Consider the following 26983-nt stretch of genomic DNA (forward strand, 5'->3'; position numbering starts at 1 on the left):
GGCCGGGTGCGGACGTAGGCCTTCGGATCCCGGCCGCGCCGAGGGTTCAGCGCCGCGCCGGGCGGGCACTCCACCCCCTGGACAGCGACCGGACGACGGGCGGGGACGATCCCGCACCGGGGAGCACGGAGGGACCGGGAGTGAGCACCGTCGAGACGGGCCACCGGTTCCTCGACGACCGGTACGAGCTCGAGGACCTGATCGCCGTCGGCGGCATGGGCGAGGTCTGGCGGGCGCGCGACGTGCTACTCGACCGCCTGGTGGCGGTCAAGCTGCTGCGCAGCGGGACCGCCGGCGACCCCGTCTTCATCGCCCGCTTCCGCTCCGAGGCGCGGCACGCGGCGGCCCTGAGCCACCCGAACATCGCCGCCGTCCTGGACTACGGGGAGACGACGGCCGCGGGCACCGGGGAGAAGCTGGCCTACCTGGTGATGGAACTGGTCGATGGCGCGCCGCTGTCCGCGCGGCTGAGCGCCGAGGGCTCGCTCGACACGGCGACCACGCTGTCGGTGCTGCGGCAGGCGGCCGCCGGCCTGGCCGAGGCGCACCGCGCCGGCGTCGTCCACCGCGACGTCAAGCCGGCCAACATCCTGGTCCGGCCCGACGGCACGGTGAAGCTCACCGACTTCGGCATCTCGTGGTCGGCGGGCAGCGTGCCTCTCACCCGTACCGGCCAGGTGATCGGCACGGCGCAGTACATGTCGCCCGAGCAGGCCATGGGGGAGCAGGTCGGCCCGGCCAGCGACGTCTACGCCCTGGGCATGGTCGGGTACGAGTCGCTGACCGGCCACACGGCGTTCGAGGGCGACAACCCGGTCACCGTCGCGCTGAAGCAGGTGCAGGAGCGTCCCGAGCCCTTGCCGGCCGAGCTCCCGCAGGACGTCCGTGCGCTCATCGACGCCGCCCTGGTGAAGGACCCCGAAGAACGGCTGCCCGACGGCGAGGCGTTCCTGACGGCCGTCGAGGAGACCCTCGCCCGGCCGTCGGTCACGGCCTCGCTCACCAGGCCGGTGTCCGTCGCGGCCCGGCCGGTGGTGAGCCCGCCGGTCGAGCAGCAGCCCCTGCGGCGGGGCGCCCTGCTGGTCCTCCTGCCGCTGCTGGCGTTCCTGGGTCTCGGGCTCGGCGCGTACGTCGTGCTGGTCGACTCACCGCCCTCCGACGTCGCCAGGTCCGCGGAGGTGACCTCGGCACCGACGGCGACCGGCATGGAACTGGCCGCCGCCGACTACGTCGGGCGCCCGGTCGAGGACGTCGTCGCCGACCTGACCGCCCTCGGCCTCACCGTCCGCCAGGAGGAGGTCATCTCGGGCAGCGCCCCGGGCACCGTGGTCGGGCTGGAACCGGCCGGCACGGCGCTGGAGCGCGGTGCCGAGGTCCTGCTCCGCGTCGCGGGGCCGCCGGCCGACGTGGTCGCCCCGCCGGCCGACGTGCCGTCCCCGGTCGGCACCCCGGAGCCGGCCCCCGAACCTGTCGTGACCAGCGCCCCGGAGAGCGACGAGGCCCCGGTGGTCCCCTCACCGGCACCGCCGGCGGAGGAGACGACAGGCGCGGGCAGCGACTCCCCGGCCACGCCGGCGGACCAGACCCCGGACACGCCGGCAGGCGAGGGCACGGACACCGCGACGCCGACCACCCCGACCGACGACGGCGATCCCGGCACGGATACGCCGACCTCGCCGCCGGAGGACGGCGGCAGCCAGGCGCCGACCTCGCCGCCGGAGGAGGGTGGCAGCCAGACGCCGACCTCGCCGCCGGAGGATGGCGGCAGCCAGACGCCGACCTCGCCGCCGGAGGAGGGTGGCAGCCAGACGCCGACCTCGCCGCCGGAGGAGGGTGGCAGCCAGACGCCGACCTCGCCGCCGGAGGACGGTGGCACCCAGACGCCGACCTCGCCGCCGGAGGACGGCGGCACCCAGGCGCCGACCTCGCCGCCGGAGGACGGCGGCACGGAGACCGGCGCGACCCCGACGGCGGACGCCGAACCCACCACGCCGGCGTCGGCCTGACCGGCCCTCAGCCGCGGAGGCGCAGCAGCACCTTGCCGGTGGCCCGGCGCTCGTCGAGCTCGAGCACCGCCCGCGCGGCGTCCTCGAGGGGGTGGATCGAGCCCACCGGCGGCTCCAGGGCGCCGCGCTCCAGCAGCGGCAGCAGCTCCCGCCACTGCTGCTGCGGATAGCCGGGGTCCCCGCTCCAGAACGCGCCCCACCCGACACCGACCACCGAGACGTTGTTCAGCAGCAGCCGGTTGACCTTGACCGTCGGGATCTCCCCGCCGGTGAAGCCGAGCACGAGCAACCGGCCCTCCCGCCCCAGGCTGCGCAGGGAGTCGGTGAACCGGTCCCCGCCGACCGGGTCGACGACGACGTCGGCGCCGGCGCCGCCCGTGAGGTCCCGGACCCGGTCCCGGAACCCGTCGGCGAGCACGACGTCGTCGGCACCGGCGCCCCGGGCCACCCTTCCCTTGTCCTCGGTCGAGACCACGGCGAGCACCCGGGCCCCGGCGGCCTTGGCCAGCTGCACGGCAGCCGTCCCCAGGCCACCGGCGGCGCCGTGCACGAGCACCGTCTCGCCGGCGGCCAGCCGGCCGCGCCGGTGCAGCGCGAAGTGCATGGTCAGGTAGTTCATCGGGAGGGCGGCGCCCTGCTCGAAGCTGGCGCCCTCCGGCAGGGGGAAGACCAGCGCCGGATCCGCGGCGGCGACCTCGGCGAACCCGCCGAAGGCCGGGAATGCCGCCACCCGCTGGCCGGCCCGCAGCCCGCTGCCCTCCGGGGCGCTGCGCACGGTGCCGGCGATCTCGCTGCCCGGCACGAAGGGCAGCGGCGGCTTGAGCTGGTACTCGCCGCGGCTGAGCAGCACCTCGGGGAAGGTGACCCCGGCGGTGTGCACGTCGACGAGCACCTTGCCCTCGCCGTCGGGCTCGGGGAGGTCGACGACCTGGATCGCGGCGGGGCCGTCGTGGGAGCTGATCTGGGCGGCGCGCACGGTTGTCCTCCTGCGGTGGGGGAGTGGCCGGTGCACCGCGGGATCGGGGCACCGGACCGGGGAGAGCGAGCGTGTCAGACGCCGCCCGCGCCCGGTCCGGCCGGGAATCGGGCGCTCAGAGCAGCCGGTCGAGGTCGTCCGGACCGGGGTCGGTGCCACCGGAGTCGGGCAGCGGCGAGGTGTCGGGCAGGTCGTCGTCCGGAGGCTCGGCGGCGACCGGCCCCTCGGCGTACAGGGTGTCGGGGTCCTGGGGGTCCATCTCGCGCGGCACGGGCACCGTCTACCCGGCCCGGGTGGGGCCGAACGCGGCCGGGCCCGCGGTCAGGTTCCGCAGAAGGTGCGGTAGACGCCGAAGTCCTGCGGCGCGGGGGCGGCGTAGCGGTCCAGGCCCGGCCGCTGGTCGTAGGGCGCGGTCACCGCTTCCAGCAGCCGGTCCAGCGGGCCCAGGTCGCCGCCGGTCGCTGCGTCGAGGGCCTCCTCGACCAGGTGGTTGCGCGGGATGTAGACGGGGTTGACCCGGTCCATGCCATCGGGGTCCGGCTGCAGGGCGCGCCAGCGCGCCAGCCAGCCGTCGATGCCGGCGAGGTCGAGGAAGAGCAACCGGGTGGGCTCGACGTCGCCCCGGGCGGCCGCCGCCAGGCCGCGGAAGAACGTCGTGAGGTCGACGTGGTCTCGGTGGAGCAGCTCGAGGAGGTCGACGGCGAGGCTCGCCACCGTGTCGTCGTCGGAGTTCCCGGCCAGGCCGAGCTTGGTCCGCATGCCGGCGGTCCAGGCGGCCTCGTACCGGGGGCGGAAGCCGCGGAGGGCCTCCACGGCCACCGGGACGGCCTGCGCCTCGTCGTCGTGGAGCAGGGGGAGCAGCGCCTCGGCCAGCCGGGCGAGGTTCCACTCGGCGACCAGCGGCTGGTTGCCGTAGGCGTACCGGCCGCCGGTGTCGATGGAGCTGTAGACGGTGGCCGGGTCGAACGCGTCGAGGAAGGCGCACGGACCGTAGTCGATGGTCTCGCCGGAGACGGTCATGTTGTCGGTGTTCATGACCCCGTGGACGAAGCCGACGAGCATCCACGACGCCACGAGCGAGGCCTGGACGGAGACGACCGCCTCGAACAGCGCGAGGTAGGGGTTCTCCGCGCGGGCGGCTCCTCCTCCACCCGTCCCGACCTCGTGCCGGGCGATCGCGTGGTCGGCCAGCCGGCGCAGCACGTCGAGGTCGTCGGTGGCCCGCGCGTACTGGAAGCTGCCCACCCGCAGGTGGCTGCTCGCCACCCGGGCGAGCACCGCTCCGGGCAGCAGGGTCTCCCGGCGCACCTGGCGCCCGGTCGCCACGACGGCGAGGGAGCGGGTGGTGGGGATGCCGAGGGCGTGCATCGCCTCGCTGATCACGTACTCCCGCAGCATGGGCCCGACCGCGGCGAGGCCGTCGCCGCCGCGGGCGAACGGCGTCCGGCCGGATCCCTTGAGATGCAGGTCCCGGAGCCGGCCCTCGGCGTCGACCAGCTCGCCGAGCAGCAGGGCCCGCCCGTCGCCCAGCCGCGGGACGAACCCGCCGAACTGGTGACCCGCGTAGGCCTGCGCCACCGGGGTGGCGCCGTCGGGGACCTCGGTGCCGACGAGCAGGCGCAGACCCGCGGGCGTGCGCAGTGCGGCCGGGTCGAGGCCGAGCTCGGTGGCCAGCGGCTCGTTCAGCGCGAGCAGCCGCGGCTCGGGCGCCTCCTCGGCCCGCCAGGGGACCGCCAGCTCACCGAGTTCCCGGAAGAAACGGTCGGAGAGGGACAGGGTCGGCGGCGGTGCGACGCTCACCGGATCGAGGGTACGTGGAATCCCGGCTCGCCCACCGGGCCCGGGCCGGGTGATCAGCGGGGGCGCCGGCGGACCATGCCCTCCTGCGCCACGGTGGCGACCAGCCGGCCCGACCGGTCGAAGATCCGGCCACGGCAGAGGGTCCGGCCGCCGCCGGCCCAGCTGCTCTCCTGGTCGTAGAAGAGCCACTGGTCCACCCGGGCCGGCTGGTGGAACCAGACGGCGTGGTCCAGGCTCGCCGCCGCGACGCCGGGTGCCCGGATGGTGGTCGCGTGCGGGGCCAGGGCGGCGCCGAGGAGCAGCATGTCCGACGCGTACGCGACGCCGCAGCTGTGCGCCAGCGGCTTGTCGGGCAGCGGTTCGCGGCTGCGCAGCCAGAACCGCTGCCGCGGGTCGGCGGTCTCGCCCCGGGCCGCGGCGGCCCGGGGCAGCTCGCCGACGAAGCGGAAGTCGAACGCGTGCCGCTCGGCGAGCCAGTCGAGCCACTGGCGGACCGGGCCGTCGGTCGTGGCCGCCGCCTCCTCGAGCGGGGGCAGCTCATCCGGGGCGGGCGCGTCCAGCTGCGGCAGCTGGTGCCGCCACCCCTCCTCGGGCGCCTGGAACGACGCGGTGAGCACGAAGACGGCGGCGCCGTGCTGCTCGGCGACGACGGACCGGAGCGTGTAGCTCCCGCCGTCCCGTACCGGTGCCACGCGGAAGTCGGTGGGGGCGGTGACGTCGCCCGGCCGCAGGAAGTGACCGTGGATCGAGTGCACCGCCCGCTCGGCCGGCACCGTGCGCCCGGCGGCCAGCAGCGCCTGGGCGGCGACCGCGCCGCCGAAGGCGTGCCCGGCGACGGTGCTGCGGGGAGCGGCGGTGAACACCCCCTCCTCGACCGGGGTCAGGTCCAGCAGACCGGCCAGCCCCGCGGGCGTCGCGCCGGGGCGGCGGACCACTGCCGGCGGGTAGTCGCCGCGGTGCGGGTCCATGTGCCGTCCTTCCCGTCGGGGCCCCTTGACCTGTGAATTGAATCACCCTTCAATTCAGGCCATGGGCCGCACCGCGGGAGCCACCGCCGCCGAGACGCGTGAGCGCTTGCTGCGGGCGGCCGCCGACGTCTTCGCAGGCCGGGGCTACCAGGGCACCCGCGTCTCGGACATCGCCGACGCGGCCGGCGTGAGCAACGGCGCCCTCTACGCCTACTTCTCCTCGAAGGCCGAGCTCCTCGTCGGCGCGCTGCGGGCCCACGGCCGGCGACAGCTCGCCGATCTGGTCGCCGCCGACCCGGCCCGGTCGATCCCCGACCTGCTGCTGGAGACCGGCCGGTCGCTGCGCGGACGGCCGGAGGCCGATGCCTTCCTCGTGATCGAGGCGCTGGTCGCCGCCCGGAGGGACCAGGACGTCGCCGGGCCGATGCGCGACTACGTCCGCGAACGGGCCGACTGGCTCGCCGCGCTCGTCGGAGAGGCGCAGTCCCGCGGCGAGCTCGATCCGGCCCTGCCGCGGCGGGCGGTGGCACACCTGTGCCTGTCCCTGGCCGTCGGCGCGGCGCTGGTCACCACCGACGTGGACGACGTCGACGACGACGAGTGGACCGACGTCCTGGTCTGGCTCGTCGCCGCGTTCGTCCCCGCCCACACCGGAGAACAGATGGGAACCGACGCATGAGAGTGCAGATCGACGCGGGGCTGTGCCAGGGGCACGGCCGCTGCTACGACCTCAGCCCCGACCTGTTCGGTGAGGACGAGGACGGCTACGGCACGGTGCCCGGCGACGGGCAGGTGCCGCCCGGGCGCGAGGACGGTGCCCGGCTGGCGGCCGCCAACTGCCCGGAGTCGGCCGTCGCCGTCCTGGAAGGGGCCGTGCGATGACCGTCGACGACCGGTTCGCCGCCGACTACCGGGACCTGCGCCGGGACGTGCAGGAGGGCCGCAGCAACGAGGCCGTCACCGGGCCGGTCACCGACTGGACCTCCGACTTCTCCCACCTCGAGCCGGAGTACGCCGACGGTGCCATCGGCGTCTGGGACGACCTGCGCCAGCGCTGCCCGATCGCGCACACCGACCGCTTCGGCGGGGCCTGGCTGCCCACCCGCTACGAGGACGTCGCCGCGATCGCCTACGACACCGACCGGTTCTCCTCGCGCGCGATCATCGTGAGCAATTTCCGGCCGCCGGTGAGCCTCGCGCCGGTCGGGGGCGCCCCGCCGATCTCGTCGGACCCGCCGTTCCACCACGACGCCCGCAAGCTGCTCCTGCCCGCGTTCACGAAGACGGCCGTGGCGAAGCAGGAGGCGTCCACCCGGGCGTTCTGCCACTCGCTGATCGACGCATTCCAGGGGCGGCCGGTGGTCGACGCCGCCGCCGAGTACGCCATGCACATCCCGATGCGGGTCATCGCGGACATGCTCGGCTTCCCACCCGAGGACGGACCGCAGTTCCAGGTGTTCGTGGCGGACGCGCTGGAGTCGGCCAACCAGCCGCCCGAGGAGCGGATCGAGCGCAGCGCCGCCCTGTTCGACTACCTGCTGACCCAGATCCGTGACCACGTCGCCTCCCCGCGCGACGACCTGACCCAGCACCTGATCGGCGCTGAGCTGTACGGCAGCAAGCTCGAGCCGATGCACGTCGCCGGCACGATGGCCCTGCTGCTCATAGCCGGGATCGACACCACGTGGAGTGCCATCGGAGCCTCGCTGTGGCACCTGGCGAGCAATCCCGCGGACCGGGAGCGCCTGCTCGCGGAGCCGGAGCTGCTGCCCACGGCGATGGAGGAGTTCCTGCGCGCCTACGCCCCGGTCACCATGGCGCGGCTGGTCAAGGAGGACATGCACTGGCAGGGCGTGGAGATGAAAGCCGACGACTGGGTACTGCTGCCCTTCCCGGCCGCCAACCGCGACCCCGAGCACGTCGACCGCGCCGACGAGGTGGTCATCGACCGGCAGGTGAACCGGCACGCCGCATTCGGCCTGGGCATCCACCGCTGCGTCGGCTCGCACCTGGCGCGGATGGAGCTGCGCGTCGCGCTCGAGGTGTGGCTGGAGCGGGTGCCGGAGTTCTCGCTGGCCGACCCCGCTGGAGTCGTGTGGTCGGCCGGTCAGATCCGCGGGCCCCGCACGCTCCCGCTGACCATCGGCTGACGTCCCGCACCCCGGGACGGTCGGCCGTCCCCGGCGGTCGGTGTGGTCGGGGCGGCGGTGTCAGGCGCTGATCGAGCTGCGGCGCTGCAGGCGCACCCGACGGCGCTCCCGCTCCGAGAGCCCGCCCCAGATGCCGAACCGCTCGTCGCTGGCCAGGGCGTACTCCAGGCACTCGGCCCGCACCGGGCAGCCGGCGCAGACCCGCTTGGCGTCCCGCGTGGAGCCGCCCTTGTCCGGGAAGAAGGCCTCGGGGTCGGTCTCGGCGCACAGCGCGTCCAGCCGCCACTCGTCGTCGGCGCCGGTGGCTGCCCACTCCGGGGCGTCGAAGGGCCGGTTCCACTCGGGCGCGTCGAACGGCTCGGGCACCGGCGGGGCGGCGGGCACGCCGGGGAGGAGCGTCAGGGACGGGCGGGAGAAGGAAGGCATGGGAAGCTCCTCGGAGGTGGGGTGCACGCCGGATGACGGTCTGGCAGGGCGTGCTTGCTGTCAGTGACGTTACGGGCACGCGGGCCGACGGGGCACCGGCACAAAAAACCGAAACGGTCGCGTCCGTTTGGAAAGTCCTGCCGTGGCGCAGCGCCCCGGTGGCACCTGACCAGCGGAACCGGCCGGCCCTGCCTAGCCTCCGGGGGTGGCCGTACAGCATCTGGTGATCCCATGGGCGGCCGAGGACCCGGTGGTGGTCACCGACACCATCACCTGGCAGGAGGCGGTCCAGGCGCTGGTCGTCTTCGTGCTCGGCATCGTGCTGGCCGCCGTCGTCCGCAGGGGAATGGTCCGGGCGATCGACCGCGAGGGCAGCCGCCACGTCGGCCGCGTCGTCGGCCGGTTCGTGAGCGTCGTGATCGCGGCCGTCGGTGCGGTCTACGCGCTCGGGATGGTCGGCGTGCGCATCGGTCCGCTGCTCGGCGCGCTGGGCGTGGGTGGCATCGCGATCGCCTTCGCCGCCCAGGACATCCTGCAGAACTTCATCGCGGGAGTGCTCCTGCAGGTCCGGCACCCGTTCCGTGTGGGCGACCAGATCGGCAGCGGCGACCACGAGGGCGTGGTCGACGACGTGAACCTGCGCACGACGGTCCTGAACACGTACGACGGCCTGGTCGTGTACCTGCCCAACGCCGAGGTGCTCAAGAACCCGATCATCAACTACACCCGGACACCGGTGAGCCGCACGTCGCTCACCGTGGGGCTGCCCTACGACGCCGACCTGCAGCGCGCGCGGGAAGTGCTGCTGCAGGCCTGCCGCGACACCGACGAGGTGCAGAGCAGCCCGCCGCCCGAGGTCTGGGTGGAGGAGTTGCCGGACTCCTCGATCAACGTCGCCGTGCGCTACTGGCACCCGGCCGACATCGCCAGCCGGTGGCGGGTGCGCAGCGCGGTCGCCGTCTCCCTCAAGACGGCGCTGGACGCGGCCGGGATCTCGATCCCGTTCCCGCAGCGGGTGCTCTGGTTCGCCCCGGAGAGCGGGGCCGCCGTCTCGGGCGCAGACGCGGGCGGCCCGGGGCGGCGCGCGGACTGATCAGCCGCGGCGGCTGCGGCCCCGGGGGCCGCCCTGCCGCCCGCCCAAGGCCCGGCCGGCCGCCCGGCCGGCGGTCCGGCGACCGCCCGTGCTCGGGCGGCGGTCCCGCTCGCCGCCCCCGCGGCCGGCGGGGGCGCTGCAGGGCCGGCAGGTGGTGAACCACGGCGCGATCGCGCTGCCGCACTCCGCGCACTTGCCCGACCGGCCGAGCGCGATGGCGTCGGGGAGCAGCTCGCTGATCATCTCCGCGCACTCCTCCTCGACCCACGCGGCGTCGTCACTGGTCAGGCCGGCGACACCGGGGAACTGGCGGAGCAGCGTCTGCGCGTCGCGGGCAGCGGCGGCCGCCTGCTCGAACTCCTCCACGCCGGCGCCACGCGGGACGTCGGGCAGCACGGTCTCCGGCTGCACGGGCAGCCCGGCCGCGTGGCGCAGCGCGGCCTGCGCGAGGACCAGCCAGCGGGTGCGCCGCGGCGGGTTGTAGTCGATGGCCAGGTTGACCAGCCGCCAGACGGTGTCGAGGTCGCCGGCGGCGTCGAGTGGGCCGCGCAGCAGCGGCAGCAGGGCGTGCACGCGGACGATCAGGCTGGTGACGTCGTCCGGGGTCATCGCGTGGTCGCGGGTGGCGGCCCGGGCCCAGGCCATCCACCGGGTGAGCGCCTCGGGCAGGTCCACGGCCTCGAACGCGCCGAGGTCGGCCAGCTCCGGCCGCAGCCGGGGAGCACGCTTGGGCAGGTCGCTCATCGCGTCCCCGCGCGCCACGGCCGCGCCGGCGGTCAGCACCCCCTGGTCGGCCCGCAGCCCGGTCACCCCGGTCAGCACGCCCACCTGGCCGTGGCCGGTGAGGCCGTAGCGCCCCGCGCGGCCGGCGATCTGGGCGGTCTCCCAGCTGCGCAGCGGGCGGACCTTCGTCCCGTCGAACTTGGTGGTCTCGGCGAACAGCACCGTGGTGGCCGGCACGTTGATGCCGTGGCCGATCACGTCGGTGGTGACCAGCACCTCGACCTCGCCGCTGGTGAAGCGCTCGATCACCTCGCGGCGGGTGGCCGGCGGGAGCGCCCCGTAGAGGACCCCGACCTTGCCCGGCCGGTGCTGGTCCAGCTCCGCGGCGGCGGCGTAGACGGTCTTGCGGGAGAAGGCCACCACGAGGGTCTGCGGGCGCACGTCGGCGGGCCGGACCGGTGCCCGGAGCACGTCGAGCCGCGACAGCCGCTTGTGGTTGACGACCGTGACGTGCTCGGCGTCGGACACCAGCGGCTTCAGCAGCAGGTAGGCCTCGGCCGCGGAGATCAGGTGCATCTCGCGGTACTCGCCGGTGAGCAGCAGCCGGGCCCAGTGGTGGCCGCGGTCGGGGTCGGCGATCCAGTGCGACTCGTCGAGGACGAGGAGCTCGCCGCGTAGCGGCGCCTTCTCGACCGTGCAGCAGACGATCGGCGCGAACGGATCGATCTCCTCCTCGCCGGTGGACAGGCCCACCGTGCCGGGCGGGAGCTGGGCCGACAGCTTGGCGTAGGCCTCGTGGGCGAGCTGGCGCAGCGGTGCGGCGTAGACCCCGGAGCCGGTGGCGGCCAGCGCCTGCAGCGACTCGTACGTCTTTCCGGAATTGGTCGGGCCGAGGTGGAATACGACCTCGGCCGGCCGCACCGTCCGCATCGGCAGCGCGGGGGACGCGCCCTCCACCCAGCTCGCCTGCGCGAGCCGCTCCTGGCGGGCGGCGGCGCGGTCGATGTCGCGCGCCGCCGACTGGCGGCCGGTGGAGCGTTCCCGGCGCCGCGAGGTGGCGGCGGACCGGGCGGGGGTGTCAGGCAAGCGGAATCCTTCGGATGAGCAGCATGGGGGTCGACGCCGCGCGGGCGACGGACCGTCTCTCCAGCAAACACCGGGAGTGATCGATCCATGCCCGCGGGGGCCGGCCCGGCCGTGGAGGCCGCGCCGGCCGCATGCGGCATCCGGTGTCAGGAGGCGGCGCTGACCGTCTCCCGGTGCCGCCCGGGCGCGGGTGCCGCCTTCTGCGGTCCGGCGCCCTCGACGTCGAGGGCGGGCAGCCAGTGCAGCCAGCGCGGCAGCCACCACGCCCGACCGCCGAGCAGCGCGAGGGCCGCGGGCACCAGCACCATCCGGACGACGAAGGCGTCGAAGACGATGCCGGTCGCCAGGGCGAAGGCGATCGACTTGATGGTCGCCTCACCCGCGGGGACGAAGCCGGCGAACACCGAGAACATGATCAGCGCCGCCGCGACGACGACCGGGGCGGCCTGCCGGAAGCCGGTGCGGATGGACTCCACCGCACGGGCGCCGGAGCTGTGCGCCTCGTGCATCCGCGACACCAGGAAGATCTGGTAGTCCATCGCCAGCCCGAAGAGGATGCCGATCACCAGGATCGGGGTGAGGCTGATCAGCGGGCCGGTGGTGTCGAGGTTGACCAGGTCGGCGAGCCAGCCCCACTGGAACACCGCGACGGTGGTCCCGAGCGAGGCCGCGATGGTCAGCAGGAAGCCCAGCACTCCGACCAGCGGCACCAGCAGCGAGCGGAAGACCAGCACGAGCAGCACGAGCGCCAGGCCGACGACCAGGGCGAGGTAGACCGGCAGCGCCTCGTCCAGGCTGCGCGCGACGTCCACGCTGACCGCGGTCTGGCCGGTGACCGACGCCTCGGCCCCGTCCAGGCCGGCGAGCTGGGCCCGCAGGTCGGCGACCAGCTGCTCGGTCGCCGGGTCGGTCGGGCCGGACTGCGGGATGACGGTGAGCAGCGCCGCGCTCCCGTCGGGGTTCGGGACCGGCGGGGTGACCAGTGCGACGTCGTCCAGCTGGGCGACCGACGTGCTCGCCGAGGCGGCCGCGCCGGCGGCGTCGTCGCCCTCGAACAGGATGGTGATCGGCCCGTTGGAGCCGGCGCCGAAGCCCTCGGCCAGCAGCTCCTGCGCCCGGGCCTGGGTGGAGTCCTCGCCGGGGGTCTGGACCAGGGTCGTCCGCATCGAGAAGAACGGGATCGACACGACCCCCAGCGCCGCGATGGTCAGCAGCAGCGACAGCACGCGCCGGCGGGTGACGGCGCGCGCCCAGCCGGCGAGGAAGCCGCGGCCTCCGGCGGGCGCGGCGTCGCCGGCGGTCGCCGCCTGCGCGGCGGCGCGCTGCTTCTCGGGCAGCGCCCGGTGGCCGAGGTAGCCGAGGACGGCCGGGACCAGGGTCAGGGCGACCAGGACCGATATGACGACGGTCAGTGCCGCGGCGACACCCATCTGGGTCAGGAACGGGATGCCGACGACGGACAGCCCGGCCAGCGCGATGACCACGGTCAGGCCGGCGGTGACCACGGCCGAGCCCGCCGTGCCGACGGCCGTGGCGATCGCGGCGCCGACGTCGGCCCCGGAGCGCAGCTCCTGCCGGTACCGCGTCACGATGAACAGCGCGTAGTCGATGCCGACGGCCAGGCCCAGCATCGCGGCCAGCGTCGGGGTGGTCGAGGACAGGTCGAGAAAGCCGGTCGCGATCGTGACGCCCAGGACGCCGATGCCGACGCCGACGATCGCGGTGAGCAGGTTCATGCCGGCCACGGCGAGCGAGCCGTAGGTGACCGCCAGGACCACCAGCGCCACGACGACGCCGATCGCCTCGGTCGGCCCGCCGACGTGCGGCGCCTGCTGGGTGGCCTCGCCGGACACCTCGACGGTCAGCCCGCCCGCGCGGGCGTCCTCCAGGGCCGCGAGCAGCGCGTCCTGCTGTTCGGGGGTGACCTCGCCGGGCACTGCGTCGTAGGTGACCGTGCTGTAGGCGGTGTCCTGCTGCTGGTTGACCGACGGCGTGGCCGGGTCCAGCGGGTTGGTCGCGCCGGCGACACCGGGCAGCCCGCCCAGCTCGGTGACCAGCGCGGAGACCGCGCCGGCGTTCTCGGGCGTGGTCAGCGTCCCGCCGTCCGGTGCGGCCACGACGACCCGGGCGGTGGCGCCCTCACCGCGCGCGCCGAACTCCTCGCCGATCCGCTCCAGCGCGGTGGTGGACTCCTGCCCGGGGATGGAGAAGCTGCTCGAGGTCTCCCCGGCCAGGGTGGCCGCGCCGGCCCCTCCGCCGACGAGCAGGATCAGCCAGACGGCGATCACCGGGAGCCGGTGCCGGTGCGCGAACGCGCCGAGTGGGGACAGCGCAACAGCCATGCGGGATCAGGCCTCCACCTGGTCGGTACGGGGAAGAGCAGCGCCGGCACCGGGGTGCCCGAGCGCGTCGAAACAGGTGGCGACGATGTAGGGCCGCCAGGTGGTGGCCGCGTCCTGCTGCCGGGCGGCGAGCACGAGGACGGCGAGCGCGCTCAGCGCGCCCACCACCCGGACGGCCCGCTCCGACACCGGCGCCCCGGCCTCCACGCCGAACGCCTGCAGCGCGGCCGCAGCCGCCACGTCGACCTCGGGAGCAGGCGCCCCCGGGTCCGCCTGCATCACCGGCGCCAGCAGGAGGGCCACCAGGCCCGGGTGCGCCAGGGCGACGTCGACCAGCACATCGATGGCGTACCGGTCGCGCGCCGGCCCGTGCGGCAGGTCGGCGACGCGGTCGAGCACCCGCTGCCCGAGGGAGCCCGCCTGCGCGAGCACCGCTCCGTGCAGCGCCTCCTTGCTGGGGAAGTGGTGCAGCAGCCCGGCCTTGGACAACCCGACCGCGTCGGCGACGTCCTGCAACGAGGTCTTCGCGAAGCCGCGCCGGGCGAAGAGGGCTGCGGCGCGGTCGAGGATGCCCTCGTCGACCTGCTGCCGGAACGGTCGTGTCACGCGCTCAGGGTACGGGGTACCGACCGTTTCGGTAGGTGAACCGACCGAAACGGTCGGTAATCTTCGTCATGCCCGCCGAGCGGGATCCTCAGCCTCCGGGGGCCGCACCACGCGCGTGCCGTCCGACGGGGTGCGGTGCCCGCCCCGCCGGGGCGGCCCCACCGGCGCCCCGCCTCGCGGAACCGGGCGGCCACCGTCTCCGTCTCCGGCGCCGGTCCGTGCGGCGAGACGAGGACCCACTCGCCGGTGAGCCGGTCGAGCCGCCGGTGCGTCGCGTCGAACACCGCTTCAGGATGGGGACCACCCGTCCGTTCCGCGAAGACCCCGGCTCAGGTATCGAACTGGATCCGGACGATCTCCTCGCTGATCGGGCCGAACAGCTCCCGCCGGACCCGGTTGTGCTCGGCCTCGGCGTCGTAGGCACGGTAGGCGTCCGCGTCCTCGAAGTCCGCGGTGATCGAGAAACTCCAGTTGCCGGGGCGCAGGCCCGCGTCGACGCCGACCCGCATGTCGAGGCAGCCGGGCGGGTGCAGGGCGACGATCGCCGCCAGTGCCTGCTCGACCTGTTCACGCCGGACCCCGGCTCGCACTCGGCCCACGACGACGTTGCGGATCACGGACCCACTCCAGCACAGCAGCCGGGTGCGCGCAGGTCGGTCGCTCGCAGAGGCGGACGTCGGCGTCCCGGAGGTCGTCGTGCCCGTACCTGGCGGACACGACGACCGGCACCACCGCGCGACACCCCGTCGGGCGCGGAAGGCGGCGACAGCGTGGCCAGATCCACCTCCGAGTCGACCGCCTCGCCGCGAGCCACGATTCCGGCGCACTCCGACAACGGGATCTCCTCGAGCGCCGGTGCGAGGAGCAAGGCGAATCCGAGGATCGGTACGAGGTACGGGAACACCCAGGGAGGCTGCTGGCGCAGGCGTCGGAGAGTGCCGAGACGGAGGGGCTCGCCGGCGGCCTGGACGGCGGCGGGGACGAAGCGCCCGGGGACGTGCCGCCGGCCTGCACCGCCTGCTCACCGTTCGCGGCAGCGCCCCGGTCGGGTTCGCGGCCGGCCGGCCGCTGAGCAGCGCTGCAACGTCGCAGGGGACTGGACCGGCGACGGCTCACGGCGGCGAGTCAGCTGCGGTCGTCCGGCGCGAGGGTCCCTCGACTGGGTAGCGTGGGCATTCGGTCGGGACGCTGCCGCTGTGGCGCGCTTCCGGTGTGCGGGGGGACGTCGTACTCCCCGGTCGGAACCAATCTGTGCCGCCGGCCGGCACCGTCGCCGGAACGAGGGTCATGACCGAGGCGCTGTGGTGCCGCCGGCCCCTGCCCCAGCAGGAACCGCCCGCGCGGACGGTCGTCGACGGGTGGCCCACGACGCTGGCCGAGCTGCGCTCCCTGCGGCTGCGCCTGCGCGCCTCCCTCGACGACGGGGGGCTGCCGCCGGGTGCCGCGGTGGACGACCTCGAACGGCTGCTGCTGGTGTTCGAGGAACTGGTGAGCAACGGGCTGCGGCACGGTGGAGCGCCGGTGCAGGTGGTCGTCACAGAGCCCGGCGACGGCTGGCTGATCGAGGTGGGCGACGCCTCCGGCGACGTCCCACCGGTCCCCGCGGTCGGCCGGGACGCCGCGCTCGGCGGGCTGGGGCTCTACCTGGTCGCGCAGATCGCCGGTGCGCACGGCTGGACGGCGGGCGGCGACGGGCGCAAGGTCGTGTGGGCACGGGTGGACTTCACCGGCGACATCGGCTCCTCGGCTCCGGTCGGCACGCCGGCGGCCCCGGTGACGACAGCCACCGTCGGGGGTGGCTCGCCGGTGTCCCCGTCCGGTGCCGGCTCCGAGGTGAACCTCGGAGCCGCCACGGCACCGGACCGGCGCCGCCGTTCCCGGAAGCTGCCGCGCCGGCTGAGCGTCGTCGTCGCCATCGTGGTACTGCTGCTCACCCTGGGTCTGGCCTGGGTGACCTCGGCGGTCAACGCCAGCAACAACGAGCGCCTGCTCGCCCAGCAGATCGACGAGATCGCCACCCTCCTGTCGGCCCAGCTCGCGGTGCTCCAGACCCAGATGGCCGATGCCGGGCAGGTCGCCGCCGCCACCGCGGGTGCCCCCGGCCCGTTCACGCGCTTCGCCGCCGCGACGGTCGCCGCTCCGGAGCTGTCCCTCTCGCTGTGGCGGGTCAGCGGGGACCAGGTCGAGCAGCTCGCCGTGCACGGCCCCGCCCCCCTGCTCGCGGGCGACGAGGCGGCCTCCTTCTTCACGGGCCTGGAGCCGACCGGTCAGCTGAGCGTCGCCGGCATCCTCGACGGGCCCGAGCCGCGGCTGGCCTACGCGCTGCGGCCGGGCGACACCGGGGGGCTGGTCGTCCACGCCGAGGTGCCGCTGAACCGCCGGGTGTCGGTGCCGCCGGGAGAGGCGTACAGCGGCCTGGACCTCGCCGTCTTCCTGGGGCGGACGACGGCGCCGGACCAGCTGGTGCAGACCACCGCACCGCTCCCGATCCAGGGGGACACGGCCACCCAGCGGGTGCCCTTCGGGGACAGCGAGTTCACCGTCGTCGCGGCGCCCCGCTCCTCGGTGACCGGCCCGCTGTCGGCGGCGCTGCCGTGGATCGTGCTCGGGGTCGGCGGGGTGCTCGCGGTCGGGGGCGGGGCCATCGTGGAGATCCTGTCCCGCCGCCGGGCGGTCGCCGAACGGCTGGCCGTCGACAACGCGGAGCTCTACCGGCGCCAGCGCGGCATCGCCGGCACCCTGCAGCACGCGCTGCTGCCCGAGGTGCCGCGCGTGGAGGGACTGGAGCTCGCGGCCCGCTACGTCGCCGGTGCCGACGAGCTGGAGGTCGGAGGCGACTGGTACGACGTGATCCCCGGGCCGTCGGGCCGGTGGGTGTTCGTCGTCGGCGACATCTCCGGCCAGGGACTGCCGGCCGCGACGACCATGGCGTCCCTGCGGTTCGCGGTGCGCGCCTACGTGGCGCAGGGGGACGACATCGCGACCGTCCTGCACAAGCTCGGCGCGCTCCTCGACGTCCACGTCGACCACCAGTTCGCCACGGTGCTGCTCGGGGAGCTCGACCCGACCGAGGGCGTCGTCCGGATCGTCTCCGCCGGGCACTTCGCCCCATTGCTGATCAGCGGCTCCCGGACGGGCTACCTGGACTGCCAAGTCGGCCGGCCCGTCGGGGTGGCCACCGACGTGCCGGCGGTGACCGAGACGCGGGTGGTCGGCCCAGCGACGCTGCTCGCCTTCACCGACGGCGCGGTGGAACGCCGCGGGGAGGACGTCGACACCGGGCTGGAACGCCTGCGCACCGCTGCGGTGGCCGCGGCCGGGCAGCCGCTGCCCGCCGTCCTCGATCGGCTCATGCAGCTGCCGATCGACGACGGCGGGCGGGACGACACGGTCATCCTCGCGCTGCGGTGGGGGAGCTGACGCGCGGTCCCACCGGGTGCGCCGCAGTCGTCAGGGCTTGACGGCGAGGACCGGCCGGTCGGCGTCGAGCAGGATGCGCTGGGCGCTGCTGCCCATCAGCAGCTTGCCGACGGGGGAGCGCTTGCGCAGCCCGATCACGATCACCGACGCGTCGACCTCCCGCGCCACCCGGAGCACCTCGTCGGCCGCGTCGCCCTCGTGCATGTTCTGCCGGACGTCGACCTCGACGCCGTCCGCCTTCGCACGCTCGGTCATGCGCTCGATGGCCTCCTCGGGAGCGACGTCCATGTTGACCGGAGCGCCGCCGCGCGCGGAGTTGAGCAGCACCAGCGGCTCGGCTCGTCGCCGGGCCTCCTGCAGCGCGGCGGTGAACGCGGCGTCACCCTCGGACGTGGGGACGTAGCCGACCAGGACGGTCATACGAGCTCCTCGGTGTCGCTGTGGCGCCGGTGGGGTGCCGGCGGGCGAGGGGCGCGGACCACGGGACCACGACCCCAGCAGGAAGAGTACGAGCCGGGAGCCGGGAGCGAGCGGTTCGCACCGGCCGGGGACGAACTGCCTGGCTGCTGCGCCCGTGGCAGGCTCGGGGCCGTGACTCGGGTGGGGCTGGTGCTCGGCGGCGGCGGCGTCGTCGGGCAGGCGTACCACTCGGGCGTGCTCGCCGTCCTCCAGCACGACTTCGCCTTCGACGCGCGCAGGGCGGACATGGTCGTCGGCACCTCGGCCGGGTCGATCACCGGCGCGCTGCTGCGGCTGGGCGTCTCCGCGGAGAACCTGGCCGCCTGGACGGTGAAGGCACCCCTGTCCGGTACCGAGGACGTGCTCCGGCAGATGGCGGAGGCTCCGGTGCCCGAGCTCGCGCCGTTCCGGGCGTGGGAGCTGCTCCGCCGCCCGCTCCGGCTGCCGGGGCGGCACATGGTGGCGCGGGCGCTGACCCGGCCGCTGCAGTTCCGGCCGATGGCGGCCGGCATGGCGCTCATGGCGCCCGGCCGGCACGACATCCTCGAGCAGCTGGCGGCCCTCCGGGAGCTGGAGGGACCGGGGTGGCCCGAACCGGATCTGTGGATCTGCGCGGTGCGCCGCCGGGACGGCCGCCGGGTCGTGTTCGGCCGTCCCGGGACCGAGAAGGCGCCGCTGCACCTGGCGATCGGGGCGTCGTGCGCGGTGCCGGGCTACTTCGCCCCGGTGCGGATCGGGCGGCACACCTATCTGGACGGCGGTGTGCACTCGCCCACCAACGCCGCCGTCCTGCGCGGGCAGGGTCTGGACGTCGTCATCGTCATCGCCCCGATGAGCGGCCCCGCGGGCTGGCGCCCAGGGGTCCTGCCCGCAGCCCGGCGGTACTCCGATCGGCTCCTGCAGCGGGAGGTCCGCGCCCTCGAGGCCGACGGGATCCGGACGGTCGTCTTCACCCCCGGACCCGGCGAGCAGCAGGTCATGGGCACCGACATGATGTCGCGCAGCCGGCTGGACGAGGTGGTCCAGCAGTCGTTCCTGAGGGCAGGGGCCCAGGCGGCCACGCCGGAGGTCGCCGAGCTGCTCCGGGCCGCGGCGACGCGCGCCGGCTAGCCGGGCGAGCCGGCCGCTCATCGGCGGAGCGGGTCCAGCGGGGGCAACCGCCGCAGCCAGAAGGCCAGCAGACAAGTGACGGCGAGCAGCGCGCAGGCGAGGACGACGACGCCGGGCCAGGCGGCCACCGTCCAGGCCCGGCCGGTCAGGCTGCCGAACGCCGACGCCCCGAGGTAGTAGGCGAACAGGTACAGCGACGCGGCCTGCCCGGCGGCTGCTCCACCCGCGTGGGCGCGGGTCGGCACCCAGCCGCTGGCGACCCCGTGGACGGCGAAGAAGCCGGCGGTCATCACCGCCAGGCCCAGCACGACGACCGGCAGCGAGCCGGCCAGGGTGAGCAGGATCCCGGTGACGGCGATCAGGCAGCCGACCGGCACCACGGCACGCCGGGAGAAGCGGTCGGCCAGGCGCCCGGCGACCATCGCCCCCAGGGTGCCGACCGGATAGACCAGGAACACCAGCCCGGCCGCGCCCAGCCCCAGGTCGAACGGCGGCGAGGTGAGCCGGAAGCCGAGCGCGTTGTAGACGCCGATGAACGCACCGACCGAGCAGGCCCCGATGCCGTACAACGCCAGCAGGGCCCGGTCACCGAGTGCCCGCCGGGTCATGGCCATCAGGTGGCCGACCCGGGCCGGGACCGGCACGAAATTGCGCGAGGCCGGCAGCAGCAGGCGGACGACGACGGCGCACACCAGGGCGATGGCGGCCACGGCGGCCAGCGCCCACCGCCAGCCCGCCACCTCGGCGACGGGACCGGTGACCAGCCGGCCGGTCATCCCGCCGAGCGCGGTGCCGCCGATGTAGACGCCGGCCGCCCGGGCATGGGTGCCGGGGTGCAGTTCCTCGCGCAGGTAGGCCGTGGCGACGGCGGGCAGCCCGGCCAGCGCGACTCCCTGGAGCAGGCGCAGGCCGAGCAGCACGTCCCAGGTCGGCGCGACGGCGCACCCGATCCCCACCACCGCGGACGCCGCCAGGGAGAGGTGGATCAACCGCGTCCGTCCCACCACCTCCGACAGGGGGCCGGCCAGCAGGAGCGCGACGCCGAGGGCGACCGTGGTCAGCGAGACCGACAGCGTGCTCTCGGCGGCGGACACGGAGAACACCCGCGAGAACTCCGGCAGCAGCGCCTGGGTGCTGTAGATGAGGGCGAACGTCGCCAGCCCCGCCGCGAACAGCGCTCCGGTGATCCGTCGGTAGCCGGGCTCGCCGACGCGGTGGCCGGCGAAGTCCGCCGGCCGGGTCGGTGGTGGTGCAGGCTGCATGCCGACCCGTGCCCTCCTCGTCGCCGCCGCTGGACCAGGACATCCGGGCCGCAGCGCCGGCACCCGGCCGGACGCGGCCCCGCGTGATTATCGCTCCCCGGGGTCCACGCGCCCGGCCGACCGTCAGCGGTGTAGGTGCTCGCGGAGCACTCCGGTCACCATCCGGTGGTCGTCGAGCTGGGGGAGCCCGGACACCGCGACGACGCCGACCGGGCCGACGTCGCGCACGAGCAGCGGGAACGCGCCGCCGTGGGCGGCGTACCGCTGCGGGTCGAGCCCGAACTCCGCCTCGAAGGTGGTGCCCCGCTCGATGCTGGCCTGCCGCACGTACAGGGAGGCGTGCCCGAAGCGGTGGACCACCCGCGACTTGCGCTCGATCCAGCTCCAGTTGTCCGGGGTGGCGCCGGTCAGGGCGACGGCGAACAGCCGGTGCCCGTTGCGGGTGATCTCGACCGCGACCGGTGCGGCGTCGCGGCGGGCGGCGGCCACGAGCGCGGACCCCAGTTCCCACGCGTCCTCGTTCGTGAACGAGGTGAACTGCAGGTCCTCCTCGTCGGCGGCGAGCTGGGGAAGGGACGGGAACGGCTCGGTCATCGGTCCTTCCTACTGCCTCGGTTCCCGATCGTGGCTGGCGTCGGGCGGATGGACGACGTGTTCTCGGTGCTCGCCGGGCGGCACGGCCTCGAGGACCGCCCGGGCACGTCGCCGGACGGGCTGCCCGAGCGGTACCTGTACTCGCCCGACATGGCCTACCGGTACGGCTTCGGCCGCTGGTGGGGCGGGCAGGACCTGGCGACGACGGACGTGTGGGTGCTGCTCGACCCGGCCAGCGGTGACACCGAGCGGCGGCGGCCGACGCTGGGCCGGTGCATCGCGCGCAGCCGCGCGACCGGACGCAGCGGCCTGGTCGTCGTCAACCTCTTCGCCCACCGGCACACCGACCCGAGGACGCTCCGGCAGGCCGGCGATCCGGTCGGTCCCGCCGACGACGACGCACTGCGGCTGTTCACCACCGCCGCGCCGCGGACCATCGCCGCCTGGGGCGGTGGGGGCGGGCTGCACGGGCGGTCCGGCGCCGTGGCTCCGCTGCTCGACCGGGCGCTCTGCCTGGGCACCACCCGCCGCGGCGAGCCGCGGCACCCGCTCTACGTGCCGGTGGAGGCCCCGTTGATCCCGTGGACGGCGCCCTGATCCTGCAGCTCGGCTCGGTGAGCGGCGGCCAACGGCAACCAAAGCGTTACCCCGACATGTCGCCCTGATGTCCTACTGTCGCCCGCATGCGCGGTTCGCCCGAGGACGCTGCGCCGCGGCACCGGGCCGCGGGGACGACATCGCCCGCGTGCCCGGACGGCGATGCCACCACCCTGGTGGGCCCCCGCATCGCGGAGCTGCCACCGGTCGGCCGCGACGGCACGCTCGGCACGCTGATGGAGCTCACCGAGCGCCTCGCGACCGGGTGGAGCGGGATCTGCGTGCTCACGGGCGAGCCCGGCGTGGGCAAGACGCGGGTGCTGCGCGAGCTGCTCGGCCGGGTCCGGGCGCAGGGACACCACGTCCTCCACGGCCGGGCGCAGGAGTACGACAGCTCGATCGCCTACGCCGTCCTCAAGGATGCGCTGGCATCGACGCCACGGGCGGACATCGGCGCGCGGGTGCGGGCCGAACTCGACGGGCTGGTCGACGCCATGGACCGGTCGGTGACCGGTCCCGAGGGCGACGAGGTCAGCCGCCGCCAGTCCCCGTACGTCATGACCACCCGGCTGCTGCGCTCGCTGACCGACGAACGTCCCTGCGTGATCGCCGTGGACGACGCGCACCTGGCCGACGAGGAGAGCCTCGCGGCGCTCTGCCTGGCCGCACGCCACCTGCGGAACCGGCCGTTGCTGCTCGTCTTCGTCCTGCGCAGCGGCCGGCCGGTCCCGGGCACCGCATTCGCGGCGACCGTCGGCCGGCTGGTGGAGGAGGGTTCCGGGCCGGTCGTCCACCTCGCGCCGCTGAGCGAGGAGGACACCCGGACGCTCATCTGCACGGCGCTCGACGCTTCGCCGGACCCGCGCCTGGTCCAGCACGTGTTCGCGCAGAGCCGGGGCAACCCGCTGTTCGCCTGGGAGACCCTGCTGGCGCTCACCGCCCAGCGGGCCATCCGGAGCGCGCACGGCCGGCTGTACCTGTCCGGGGAGCCAGGGCGCGGCCTGGTGTCCCGGCGTGGCGCACTGCTGCACCGCATCTTCCAGCAGGACGAGGACGCCCGGCGCCTCGCGCGGGTCATGTCCGCGTTCGGGCGGGTGCACCTGGACCAGCTGTCGCTGGTCGCCGAGCTGACCGGGCTGGACGAGCCGAGGGTCCAGCGCGCGTTCGACGCGCTGACCGAGTCCGCGGTGCTCGCCCGGGTCGGTTCGGGTGGCTTCGAGTTCGCGCACCCGCTCATGGCCGAGGTGCTCTACGACGACCTGGGACCGGTCGAGCGGCGCCGCGTGCACGCCGCGATCAGCGCGTACACGGACGCCCACCCCGATCCGCGGATCGGACTGCTGGAACGCGCCGCCCATGCGGTCGAGGCGGCCAGCCCGGGCGATCCGGTCGCGATCGAGGCGGCGCTGCAGGCGGCGCGGGCCACCCGGGACACCGCGCCGTTGTCGGCCGCCCGCTGGCTGAACCGGGCACTGGAGCTGGCTCCGCCGGGGTCGGGGCAGGCGGGGGAGATCCTCGCCCAGCAGACGCAGGCGTACTGGAAGGGCTCTCGTCCGGACCTGGCCATCGACGCGGGGATCCGGGCATCGGAGCTGCTCCCGGCGGGGCGCCGGCGGACGTCCACGGCGCTCACCGTCATCAACGCCGCGTACGCCACCGGCCGGTTGAGCGAGGCGCTGGAGCTCTCGGAGCGGTTGATGCCCGGGGACGACGCACCGGCGGCGATGGTCGCCCAGCGCAGCCTGCTGCTCACCTACGTGGGGCGCGCCGAGGAGGCGGCGGAGCTGGCGGCGCTGGCCTGGACCCGGCTCCGCTGCGGCGACCCGGAGGCCCGGGCCGTCACGTACAGCTCGCTGGCGTTCGTCGAGAACATGGTGGGCAGCCGGGTTCGGGCCGAGCAGGCGCTGGACGGGCTCTGGCATCTGGCGACCGACGGCGCAGACGCGCTCCCCGTGGGGGCGCGGCTGAGCGCGCTGGAGTCATGGACGTACATCAGCCGGCTGACCGATCGCACCGACGAGACGCCGGTGTCCCGGGAGTTGATCGAGTCGCTGTCCGGCCGGACCGGCTGGCTCGACCTGGGTGGGCAGGCTGTGTCGGCCTTCGCGCGGGTCCAGTGGCTGCGCGGGGAATGGGACGCCGCACTGGACACGATCCACAGCGGCGTCATCGCGCTGGAGTTCGCCGGCCTGTCGACCAATCTCGCCTGGCTGCGGATGCTCGAGGCACGGATCCTGCTGGCCCAGGGGGCGCCCGCCCCGGCCCAGGAGGTGGTGGACGGCGTCCGGCTGCCGGAGCAGTCGGCCTACTGGTGCGCCCAGCGCGACGTGCTGCAGGCGCGCCTGGACGTGGCGAGGGACCCGGCTGGCGACGGCGCGGAGCGGCTGGCCGAGTGCCTTCGCTCGGGTGTGCGCACCGGCTGGCACGACGTGGTCGCCGAGAGCCTGGGCGCCCTGGTCGACCGGGCGATGGACCGGGACGACCCCGGCGCGCTGGAGTCCTCGGCTGTGCTGGTCCGGCGGCTGGCGGAGCGTGCGGACTCCCTCCCGCTCCGGCTGGTGCGTGCGGTCGACGCCGCGGAGGCGCTGCTCCACCGCGACCCGGCGAGCGCGGTGGACGTGCTCCGGCGGGAGCAGGCCGCCGGCATCCCGCTGGCGACGGCGCGCGCGCACTTCCTCCTCGCCCTGCTGGACCACGACGCGGCCAGCCACCTCGGGGCGGCGGCCTGCGGGTTCGAGGCCCTCGGCGCACGGGCCTGGTCGCAGCGGACGCAGGCGCTGGCGCAGGCACGGGGGATCCCGCTGGTGCGCAGCCGACCCGTGCCGGAGGACTCCGCACCGCGGCTCGCCGACATCGATCTGCAGCTGCTGCAGCTGGTGCGCGACGGGTTGAACAACCGCGAGATCGCCGAGGCCATGCACTACAGCCGCAAGACCGTCGAGGCCTACCTCTCCCGGCTCTACCGCAAGACCGGATCGACCTCCCGGATCAGCCTCGTCCTCACCGCCGAGCGCGAGGGCTGGCTCAGCGCCACCGCGGCCGGTTCCAGGTCGTAGGGACCCTGGAGGGGACCGTAGGGACCCACCCCATCGTCTGTAAGCCACGTCACACCTAGCGTCGTCTCCGTACCGACCCCGGCCGCCGCATCCCGGCGGCCGGGTCCACGGGTCATCGGAGGTCCGGCATGGTCCACGTCCTCGTGTCGCTCACCGCGGCAGATGCCGTCGATGGCTCCGCGCGTCAGGTGGAGGGGGTGCTGCGGCGGCTGCCCGAGTCGGGCCAGAGTGCGAGCACCGGTCCGAACCACCCCGTCGCCGACGGCCTGCCCTTCAGCGGGTGGCTGGAGCTGCTGGGCCACCTGGAGCGGCTGATCGCGCCGGGCCCGCAGGTCGCCGATCCGATCGAGACCGGTGGTGGGCACCCGGTGCAGCCGTCCGCGGCCGCGGGGCCCGTGCCGGCGACAGCACTTCCAGGAGAGAGCTGACATGCGCACCACAGGACGGGCCGCCATCCCGGCGGTCGCTCAGGACCGGTCCCGCCGCGCCTCGCGGTCGAACAGCAGGGAGAGCTTCATGACCTCCATCCCCGGAGCGCGGCCGAACAGGTCCGCACGCCGCCTCGCCGTCGGGCTCACCGCCCTGGCCCTGGCCGCCACGGCCTGCGGTGGCGGCGGCAGTGAAGAGGGCGGCGGCGGCGGCGGGGGCGGCGACGCTCCGCTGGCCACCGACAACCCGCAGCCGACGGGGGAGCCGCAGGAGGGCGGGAGCATCTCGGTCGCTTTGGAGGGGGAGACCAACGGCTGGCTGCCGGGAGTAACCGCGGCCGCCGCACCGGGCTACAACGTGCTGTACGCCGTCTACGACACGCTGGCCATGCAGACCGCCGAGGGCACCTACGAGCCGTACCTCGCCGAGTCGATCGAGCCGAACGAGGACTTCACGTCCTGGACCGTGACGCTCCGCGAGGGGGTCACCTTCCACGACGGCAGCCCCCTGACCGCCGAGGTGCTCGCGCAGAACCTGGCGATCATCAAGGAGCCGACCTCCAACCTCGCCGGCTCCCTGGCGGAGGTCACCGGCGCCACGGTGGTCGACCCGCTCACCGTGCGCTACGACCTCGCCGCGCCGAACGCCGCCTTCCCGGCGCTGCTGACCACCACCCCCGGCATGCCGTTCTCGATGGAGAACTACAACGCGGTCGGGAAGGAGGCGGCCAGCGCCGCCCCGGTCGGCACCGGACCGTTCGTCTTCCAGGAGTGGCGGCGCGACGACCAGCTCACCGTCACGGCCAACGAGTCGTACTGGGGCACGGACCTGGGCCTGGGCCCGTACCTCGACGAGATCACCTTCCGGCCCATCCCGGACGAGGACAGCCGGCTGCAGAGCCTGCTCTCCGGTGACGTCGACGCGTTCCAGACGCTGCGGCAGAGCATCATCCGCCAGGCGCAGGACGAGGCCGCCGACGGCGACATCGCGCTGCACACGTTCCTCGGCAACAACGCCGGCAACTCGATCTTCAACACGCTGGTGCCGCCGCTGGACGACCCGCGGGTGCGGCGCGGTCTCGTCCACGCCGTGGACCAGGCGCAGCTCATCGAGGTGCTCGGCGGTACCGGCATCAGCCCGGCGCAGACGCAGTTCTTCAGTGAGGAGAGCCCGTACTACTCGGAGGAGGTGGCCGAGGCCTACCCCGATTACGACCCGGAGCGGGCCGAGGAGCTGCTGCAGGAGTACGTCGACGACCCGCAGCGCTCCGACGGCCTGCCGGTCGGCTCGCCGATCGCGCTGGAGTACAACTGCCAGCCCGATCCGAGCCTGGTCGAGCTGTCGCAGGCATACCAGGCCTTCTGGAGCAACGTCGGGGTCGACGTCTCCCTGAACGCGGTCGACCAGGCCTCGCACATCCAGAACGCCATCGGGTCGCCCGCGACGGACCCGCCGTTCATGGGCGACTACGAGGTCAACTGCTGGCGGTCGGGCAGCCAGAACGATCCGTACATCGTGCTGCGGAACGAGTTCGGGCCGGTGGCCAAGCAGCCGCTGAACTTCACCAACTACACCAGCGACGTGATCGACGAGCAGCTGAAGGTGCTGGCCACGACGGAGGACCTCGAGACCCGCAAGGAGGCGGTGGAGCAGATCGGCCTGGACCTCGCGGAGAACACGCCGCGGCTGTGGACCGGCACCACCGTCACGCTCATCGGCACCCGTCCGGAGGTGCAGAACGTGTCCAGCTGGCAGCTGCCCAGCGGGTCCGAAGGCATCGGGACCGGTCTCTTCACCGGCGGCACCGCCATGTGGGGCCAGACCTGGCTCGCTGAGTAGACGAAAGATCCGATGACGCCGACCCCGGGGCAGGAGGAGCG

23 protein-coding genes are annotated in these 26983 nt (G+C 74.7%); 11 read left to right on the forward strand and 12 right to left on the reverse strand.

Annotation, left to right across the window (positions count from 1 at the left end):
- Positions 1-140: 140 nt before the first annotated feature.
- Positions 141-2006, forward strand: coding sequence for a serine/threonine-protein kinase (locus QOZ86_RS10260; RefSeq protein ID WP_284491863.1), 1866 nt, complete (start codon positions 141-143; stop codon positions 2004-2006).
- A 7-nt stretch (positions 2007-2013) separates the two neighbouring features.
- On the opposite strand, the gene QOZ86_RS10265 is transcribed toward QOZ86_RS10260, so the two are convergent.
- The 4 genes from QOZ86_RS10265 to QOZ86_RS10280 all read right to left on the reverse strand — a co-directional run bounded on the left by QOZ86_RS10265 (position 2014) and on the right by QOZ86_RS10280 (position 5750).
- A complete protein-coding gene (locus QOZ86_RS10265) occupies positions 2014-2982 on the reverse strand; it encodes an NADPH:quinone oxidoreductase family protein (RefSeq protein WP_284491864.1) in 969 nt (322 codons plus the stop codon).
- A 115-nt stretch (positions 2983-3097) separates the two neighbouring features.
- Positions 3098-3253, reverse strand: coding sequence for a hypothetical protein (locus QOZ86_RS10270; RefSeq protein ID WP_284491865.1), 156 nt, complete (start codon positions 3251-3253; stop codon positions 3098-3100).
- Between the two features lie 50 nt (positions 3254-3303).
- A complete protein-coding gene (locus tag QOZ86_RS10275) occupies positions 3304-4782 on the reverse strand; it encodes a protein adenylyltransferase SelO (protein WP_284491866.1) in 1479 nt (492 codons plus the stop codon).
- A gap of 53 nt (positions 4783-4835) precedes the next feature.
- Positions 4836-5750: an acyl-CoA thioesterase gene (locus QOZ86_RS10280; RefSeq protein WP_284491867.1), complete on the reverse strand. Its 915-nt coding sequence runs from the start codon at positions 5748-5750 to the stop codon at positions 4836-4838.
- A gap of 61 nt (positions 5751-5811) precedes the next feature.
- Here QOZ86_RS10280 and QOZ86_RS10285 point away from each other — a divergent pair, with 61 nt between their 5' ends.
- From QOZ86_RS10285 to QOZ86_RS10295, 3 genes are read left to right on the forward strand one after another with little or no spacing between them, the layout of a single operon-like run.
- A complete protein-coding gene (locus QOZ86_RS10285) occupies positions 5812-6429 on the forward strand; it encodes a TetR/AcrR family transcriptional regulator (RefSeq protein ID WP_284491868.1) in 618 nt (205 codons plus the stop codon).
- Positions 6426-6632: a ferredoxin gene (locus QOZ86_RS10290; protein WP_284491869.1), complete on the forward strand. Its 207-nt coding sequence runs from the start codon at positions 6426-6428 to the stop codon at positions 6630-6632. Before QOZ86_RS10285 ends, QOZ86_RS10290 begins: the two co-directional genes overlap by 4 nt.
- On the forward strand, positions 6629-7900 hold the full coding sequence (locus QOZ86_RS10295) for a cytochrome P450 (protein ID WP_284491870.1): 1272 nt from the start codon (positions 6629-6631) through the stop codon (positions 7898-7900). Before QOZ86_RS10290 ends, QOZ86_RS10295 begins: the two co-directional genes overlap by 4 nt.
- A gap of 60 nt (positions 7901-7960) precedes the next feature.
- Here QOZ86_RS10295 and QOZ86_RS21180 read toward each other — a convergent pair whose 3' ends face one another.
- Positions 7961-8326, reverse strand: a complete 366-nt coding sequence (locus QOZ86_RS21180; protein ID WP_284491871.1) for a WhiB family transcriptional regulator — start codon at positions 8324-8326, stop codon at positions 7961-7963.
- Between the two features lie 205 nt (positions 8327-8531).
- Here QOZ86_RS21180 and QOZ86_RS10305 point away from each other — a divergent pair, with 205 nt between their 5' ends.
- Positions 8532-9419, forward strand: a complete 888-nt coding sequence (locus tag QOZ86_RS10305; protein ID WP_284491872.1) for a mechanosensitive ion channel family protein — start codon at positions 8532-8534, stop codon at positions 9417-9419.
- On the opposite strand, the gene QOZ86_RS10310 is transcribed toward QOZ86_RS10305, so the two are convergent.
- The 4 genes from QOZ86_RS10310 to QOZ86_RS10325 all read right to left on the reverse strand — a co-directional run bounded on the left by QOZ86_RS10310 (position 9420) and on the right by QOZ86_RS10325 (position 14793).
- On the reverse strand, positions 9420-11228 hold the full coding sequence (locus QOZ86_RS10310; RefSeq protein WP_284491873.1) for a helicase-related protein: 1809 nt from the start codon (positions 11226-11228) through the stop codon (positions 9420-9422).
- Between the two features lie 146 nt (positions 11229-11374).
- The gene (locus QOZ86_RS10315; RefSeq protein ID WP_284491874.1) at positions 11375-13570 is read right to left on the reverse strand and encodes an MMPL family transporter; all 2196 of its coding nucleotides are present in this window, start codon (positions 13568-13570) and stop codon (positions 11375-11377) included.
- Between the two features lie 6 nt (positions 13571-13576).
- Positions 13577-14176, reverse strand: coding sequence for a TetR/AcrR family transcriptional regulator (locus QOZ86_RS10320; protein WP_284491875.1), 600 nt, complete (start codon positions 14174-14176; stop codon positions 13577-13579).
- Between the two features lie 329 nt (positions 14177-14505).
- The gene (locus QOZ86_RS10325; RefSeq protein WP_284491876.1) at positions 14506-14793 is read right to left on the reverse strand and encodes a Dabb family protein; all 288 of its coding nucleotides are present in this window, start codon (positions 14791-14793) and stop codon (positions 14506-14508) included.
- 670 nt (positions 14794-15463) lie between these two features.
- On the opposite strand from QOZ86_RS10325, the gene QOZ86_RS10330 reads away from it, so the two are divergent.
- On the forward strand, positions 15464-17596 hold the full coding sequence (locus QOZ86_RS10330; RefSeq protein WP_284491877.1) for an ATP-binding SpoIIE family protein phosphatase: 2133 nt from the start codon (positions 15464-15466) through the stop codon (positions 17594-17596).
- A 30-nt stretch (positions 17597-17626) separates the two neighbouring features.
- On the opposite strand, the gene QOZ86_RS10335 is transcribed toward QOZ86_RS10330, so the two are convergent.
- Positions 17627-18016, reverse strand: a complete 390-nt coding sequence (locus QOZ86_RS10335) for a universal stress protein (protein WP_284491878.1) — start codon at positions 18014-18016, stop codon at positions 17627-17629.
- Between the two features lie 171 nt (positions 18017-18187).
- Here QOZ86_RS10335 and QOZ86_RS10340 point away from each other — a divergent pair, with 171 nt between their 5' ends.
- Positions 18188-19165, forward strand: a complete 978-nt coding sequence (locus tag QOZ86_RS10340) for a patatin-like phospholipase family protein (RefSeq protein ID WP_284491879.1) — start codon at positions 18188-18190, stop codon at positions 19163-19165.
- A 17-nt stretch (positions 19166-19182) separates the two neighbouring features.
- Here QOZ86_RS10340 and QOZ86_RS10345 read toward each other — a convergent pair whose 3' ends face one another.
- Both QOZ86_RS10345 and QOZ86_RS10350 read right to left on the reverse strand, forming a co-directional pair.
- Positions 19183-20427, reverse strand: a complete 1245-nt coding sequence (locus tag QOZ86_RS10345; protein WP_284491880.1) for an MFS transporter — start codon at positions 20425-20427, stop codon at positions 19183-19185.
- 123 nt (positions 20428-20550) lie between these two features.
- The gene (locus tag QOZ86_RS10350; protein WP_284491881.1) at positions 20551-21021 is read right to left on the reverse strand and encodes a heme-degrading domain-containing protein; all 471 of its coding nucleotides are present in this window, start codon (positions 21019-21021) and stop codon (positions 20551-20553) included.
- A 48-nt stretch (positions 21022-21069) separates the two neighbouring features.
- Here QOZ86_RS10350 and QOZ86_RS10355 point away from each other — a divergent pair, with 48 nt between their 5' ends.
- The 4 genes from QOZ86_RS10355 to QOZ86_RS10370 all read left to right on the forward strand — a co-directional run bounded on the left by QOZ86_RS10355 (position 21070) and on the right by QOZ86_RS10370 (position 26942).
- A complete protein-coding gene (locus QOZ86_RS10355) occupies positions 21070-21618 on the forward strand; it encodes a DUF1643 domain-containing protein (protein ID WP_284491882.1) in 549 nt (182 codons plus the stop codon).
- An 86-nt stretch (positions 21619-21704) separates the two neighbouring features.
- On the forward strand, positions 21705-24674 hold the full coding sequence (locus QOZ86_RS10360) for an ATP-binding protein (protein ID WP_284491883.1): 2970 nt from the start codon (positions 21705-21707) through the stop codon (positions 24672-24674).
- 128 nt (positions 24675-24802) lie between these two features.
- Positions 24803-25102 (forward strand): hypothetical protein, encoded by a 300-nt coding sequence (locus QOZ86_RS10365; protein WP_284491884.1) that lies wholly within the window; start codon positions 24803-24805, stop codon positions 25100-25102.
- A gap of 1 nt (position 25103) precedes the next feature.
- The gene (locus tag QOZ86_RS10370; protein WP_284491885.1) at positions 25104-26942 is read left to right on the forward strand and encodes an ABC transporter substrate-binding protein; all 1839 of its coding nucleotides are present in this window, start codon (positions 25104-25106) and stop codon (positions 26940-26942) included.
- Positions 26943-26983 lie beyond the last annotated feature (41 nt).

Source organism: Blastococcus capsensis (genome assembly GCF_030165005.1).
Classification (GTDB): Bacteria; Actinomycetota; Actinomycetes; order Mycobacteriales; family Geodermatophilaceae; genus Blastococcus; species Blastococcus capsensis.

What these genes read in the sequence shown, in the direction of transcription:
- QOZ86_RS10295 (WP_284491870.1), top strand. Translation starts at nt 6,629, where the DNA reads ATGACCGTCGACGACCGGTTCGCCGCCGACTACCGGGACCTGCGCCGG.
- QOZ86_RS10315 (WP_284491874.1), bottom strand. Translation starts at nt 13,570, where the DNA reads ATGGCTGTTGCGCTGTCCCCACTCGGCGCGTTCGCGCACCGGCACCGG.
- QOZ86_RS10355 (WP_284491882.1), top strand. Translation starts at nt 21,070, where the DNA reads ATGGACGACGTGTTCTCGGTGCTCGCCGGGCGGCACGGCCTCGAGGAC.
- QOZ86_RS10330 (WP_284491877.1), top strand. Translation starts at nt 15,464, where the DNA reads ATGACCGAGGCGCTGTGGTGCCGCCGGCCCCTGCCCCAGCAGGAACCG.
- QOZ86_RS10345 (WP_284491880.1), bottom strand. Translation starts at nt 20,427, where the DNA reads ATGCAGCCTGCACCACCACCGACCCGGCCGGCGGACTTCGCCGGCCAC.
- QOZ86_RS10360 (WP_284491883.1), top strand. Translation starts at nt 21,705, where the DNA reads ATGCGCGGTTCGCCCGAGGACGCTGCGCCGCGGCACCGGGCCGCGGGG.
- QOZ86_RS10335 (WP_284491878.1), bottom strand. Translation starts at nt 18,016, where the DNA reads ATGACCGTCCTGGTCGGCTACGTCCCCACGTCCGAGGGTGACGCCGCG.
- QOZ86_RS10280 (WP_284491867.1), bottom strand. Translation starts at nt 5,750, where the DNA reads ATGGACCCGCACCGCGGCGACTACCCGCCGGCAGTGGTCCGCCGCCCC.
- QOZ86_RS10365 (WP_284491884.1), top strand. Translation starts at nt 24,803, where the DNA reads ATGGTCCACGTCCTCGTGTCGCTCACCGCGGCAGATGCCGTCGATGGC.
- QOZ86_RS10350 (WP_284491881.1), bottom strand. Translation starts at nt 21,021, where the DNA reads ATGACCGAGCCGTTCCCGTCCCTTCCCCAGCTCGCCGCCGACGAGGAG.
- QOZ86_RS10285 (WP_284491868.1), top strand. Translation starts at nt 5,812, where the DNA reads ATGGGCCGCACCGCGGGAGCCACCGCCGCCGAGACGCGTGAGCGCTTG.
- QOZ86_RS10290 (WP_284491869.1), top strand. Translation starts at nt 6,426, where the DNA reads ATGAGAGTGCAGATCGACGCGGGGCTGTGCCAGGGGCACGGCCGCTGC.
- QOZ86_RS21180 (WP_284491871.1), bottom strand. Translation starts at nt 8,326, where the DNA reads ATGCCTTCCTTCTCCCGCCCGTCCCTGACGCTCCTCCCCGGCGTGCCC.
- QOZ86_RS10370 (WP_284491885.1), top strand. Translation starts at nt 25,104, where the DNA reads ATGCGCACCACAGGACGGGCCGCCATCCCGGCGGTCGCTCAGGACCGG.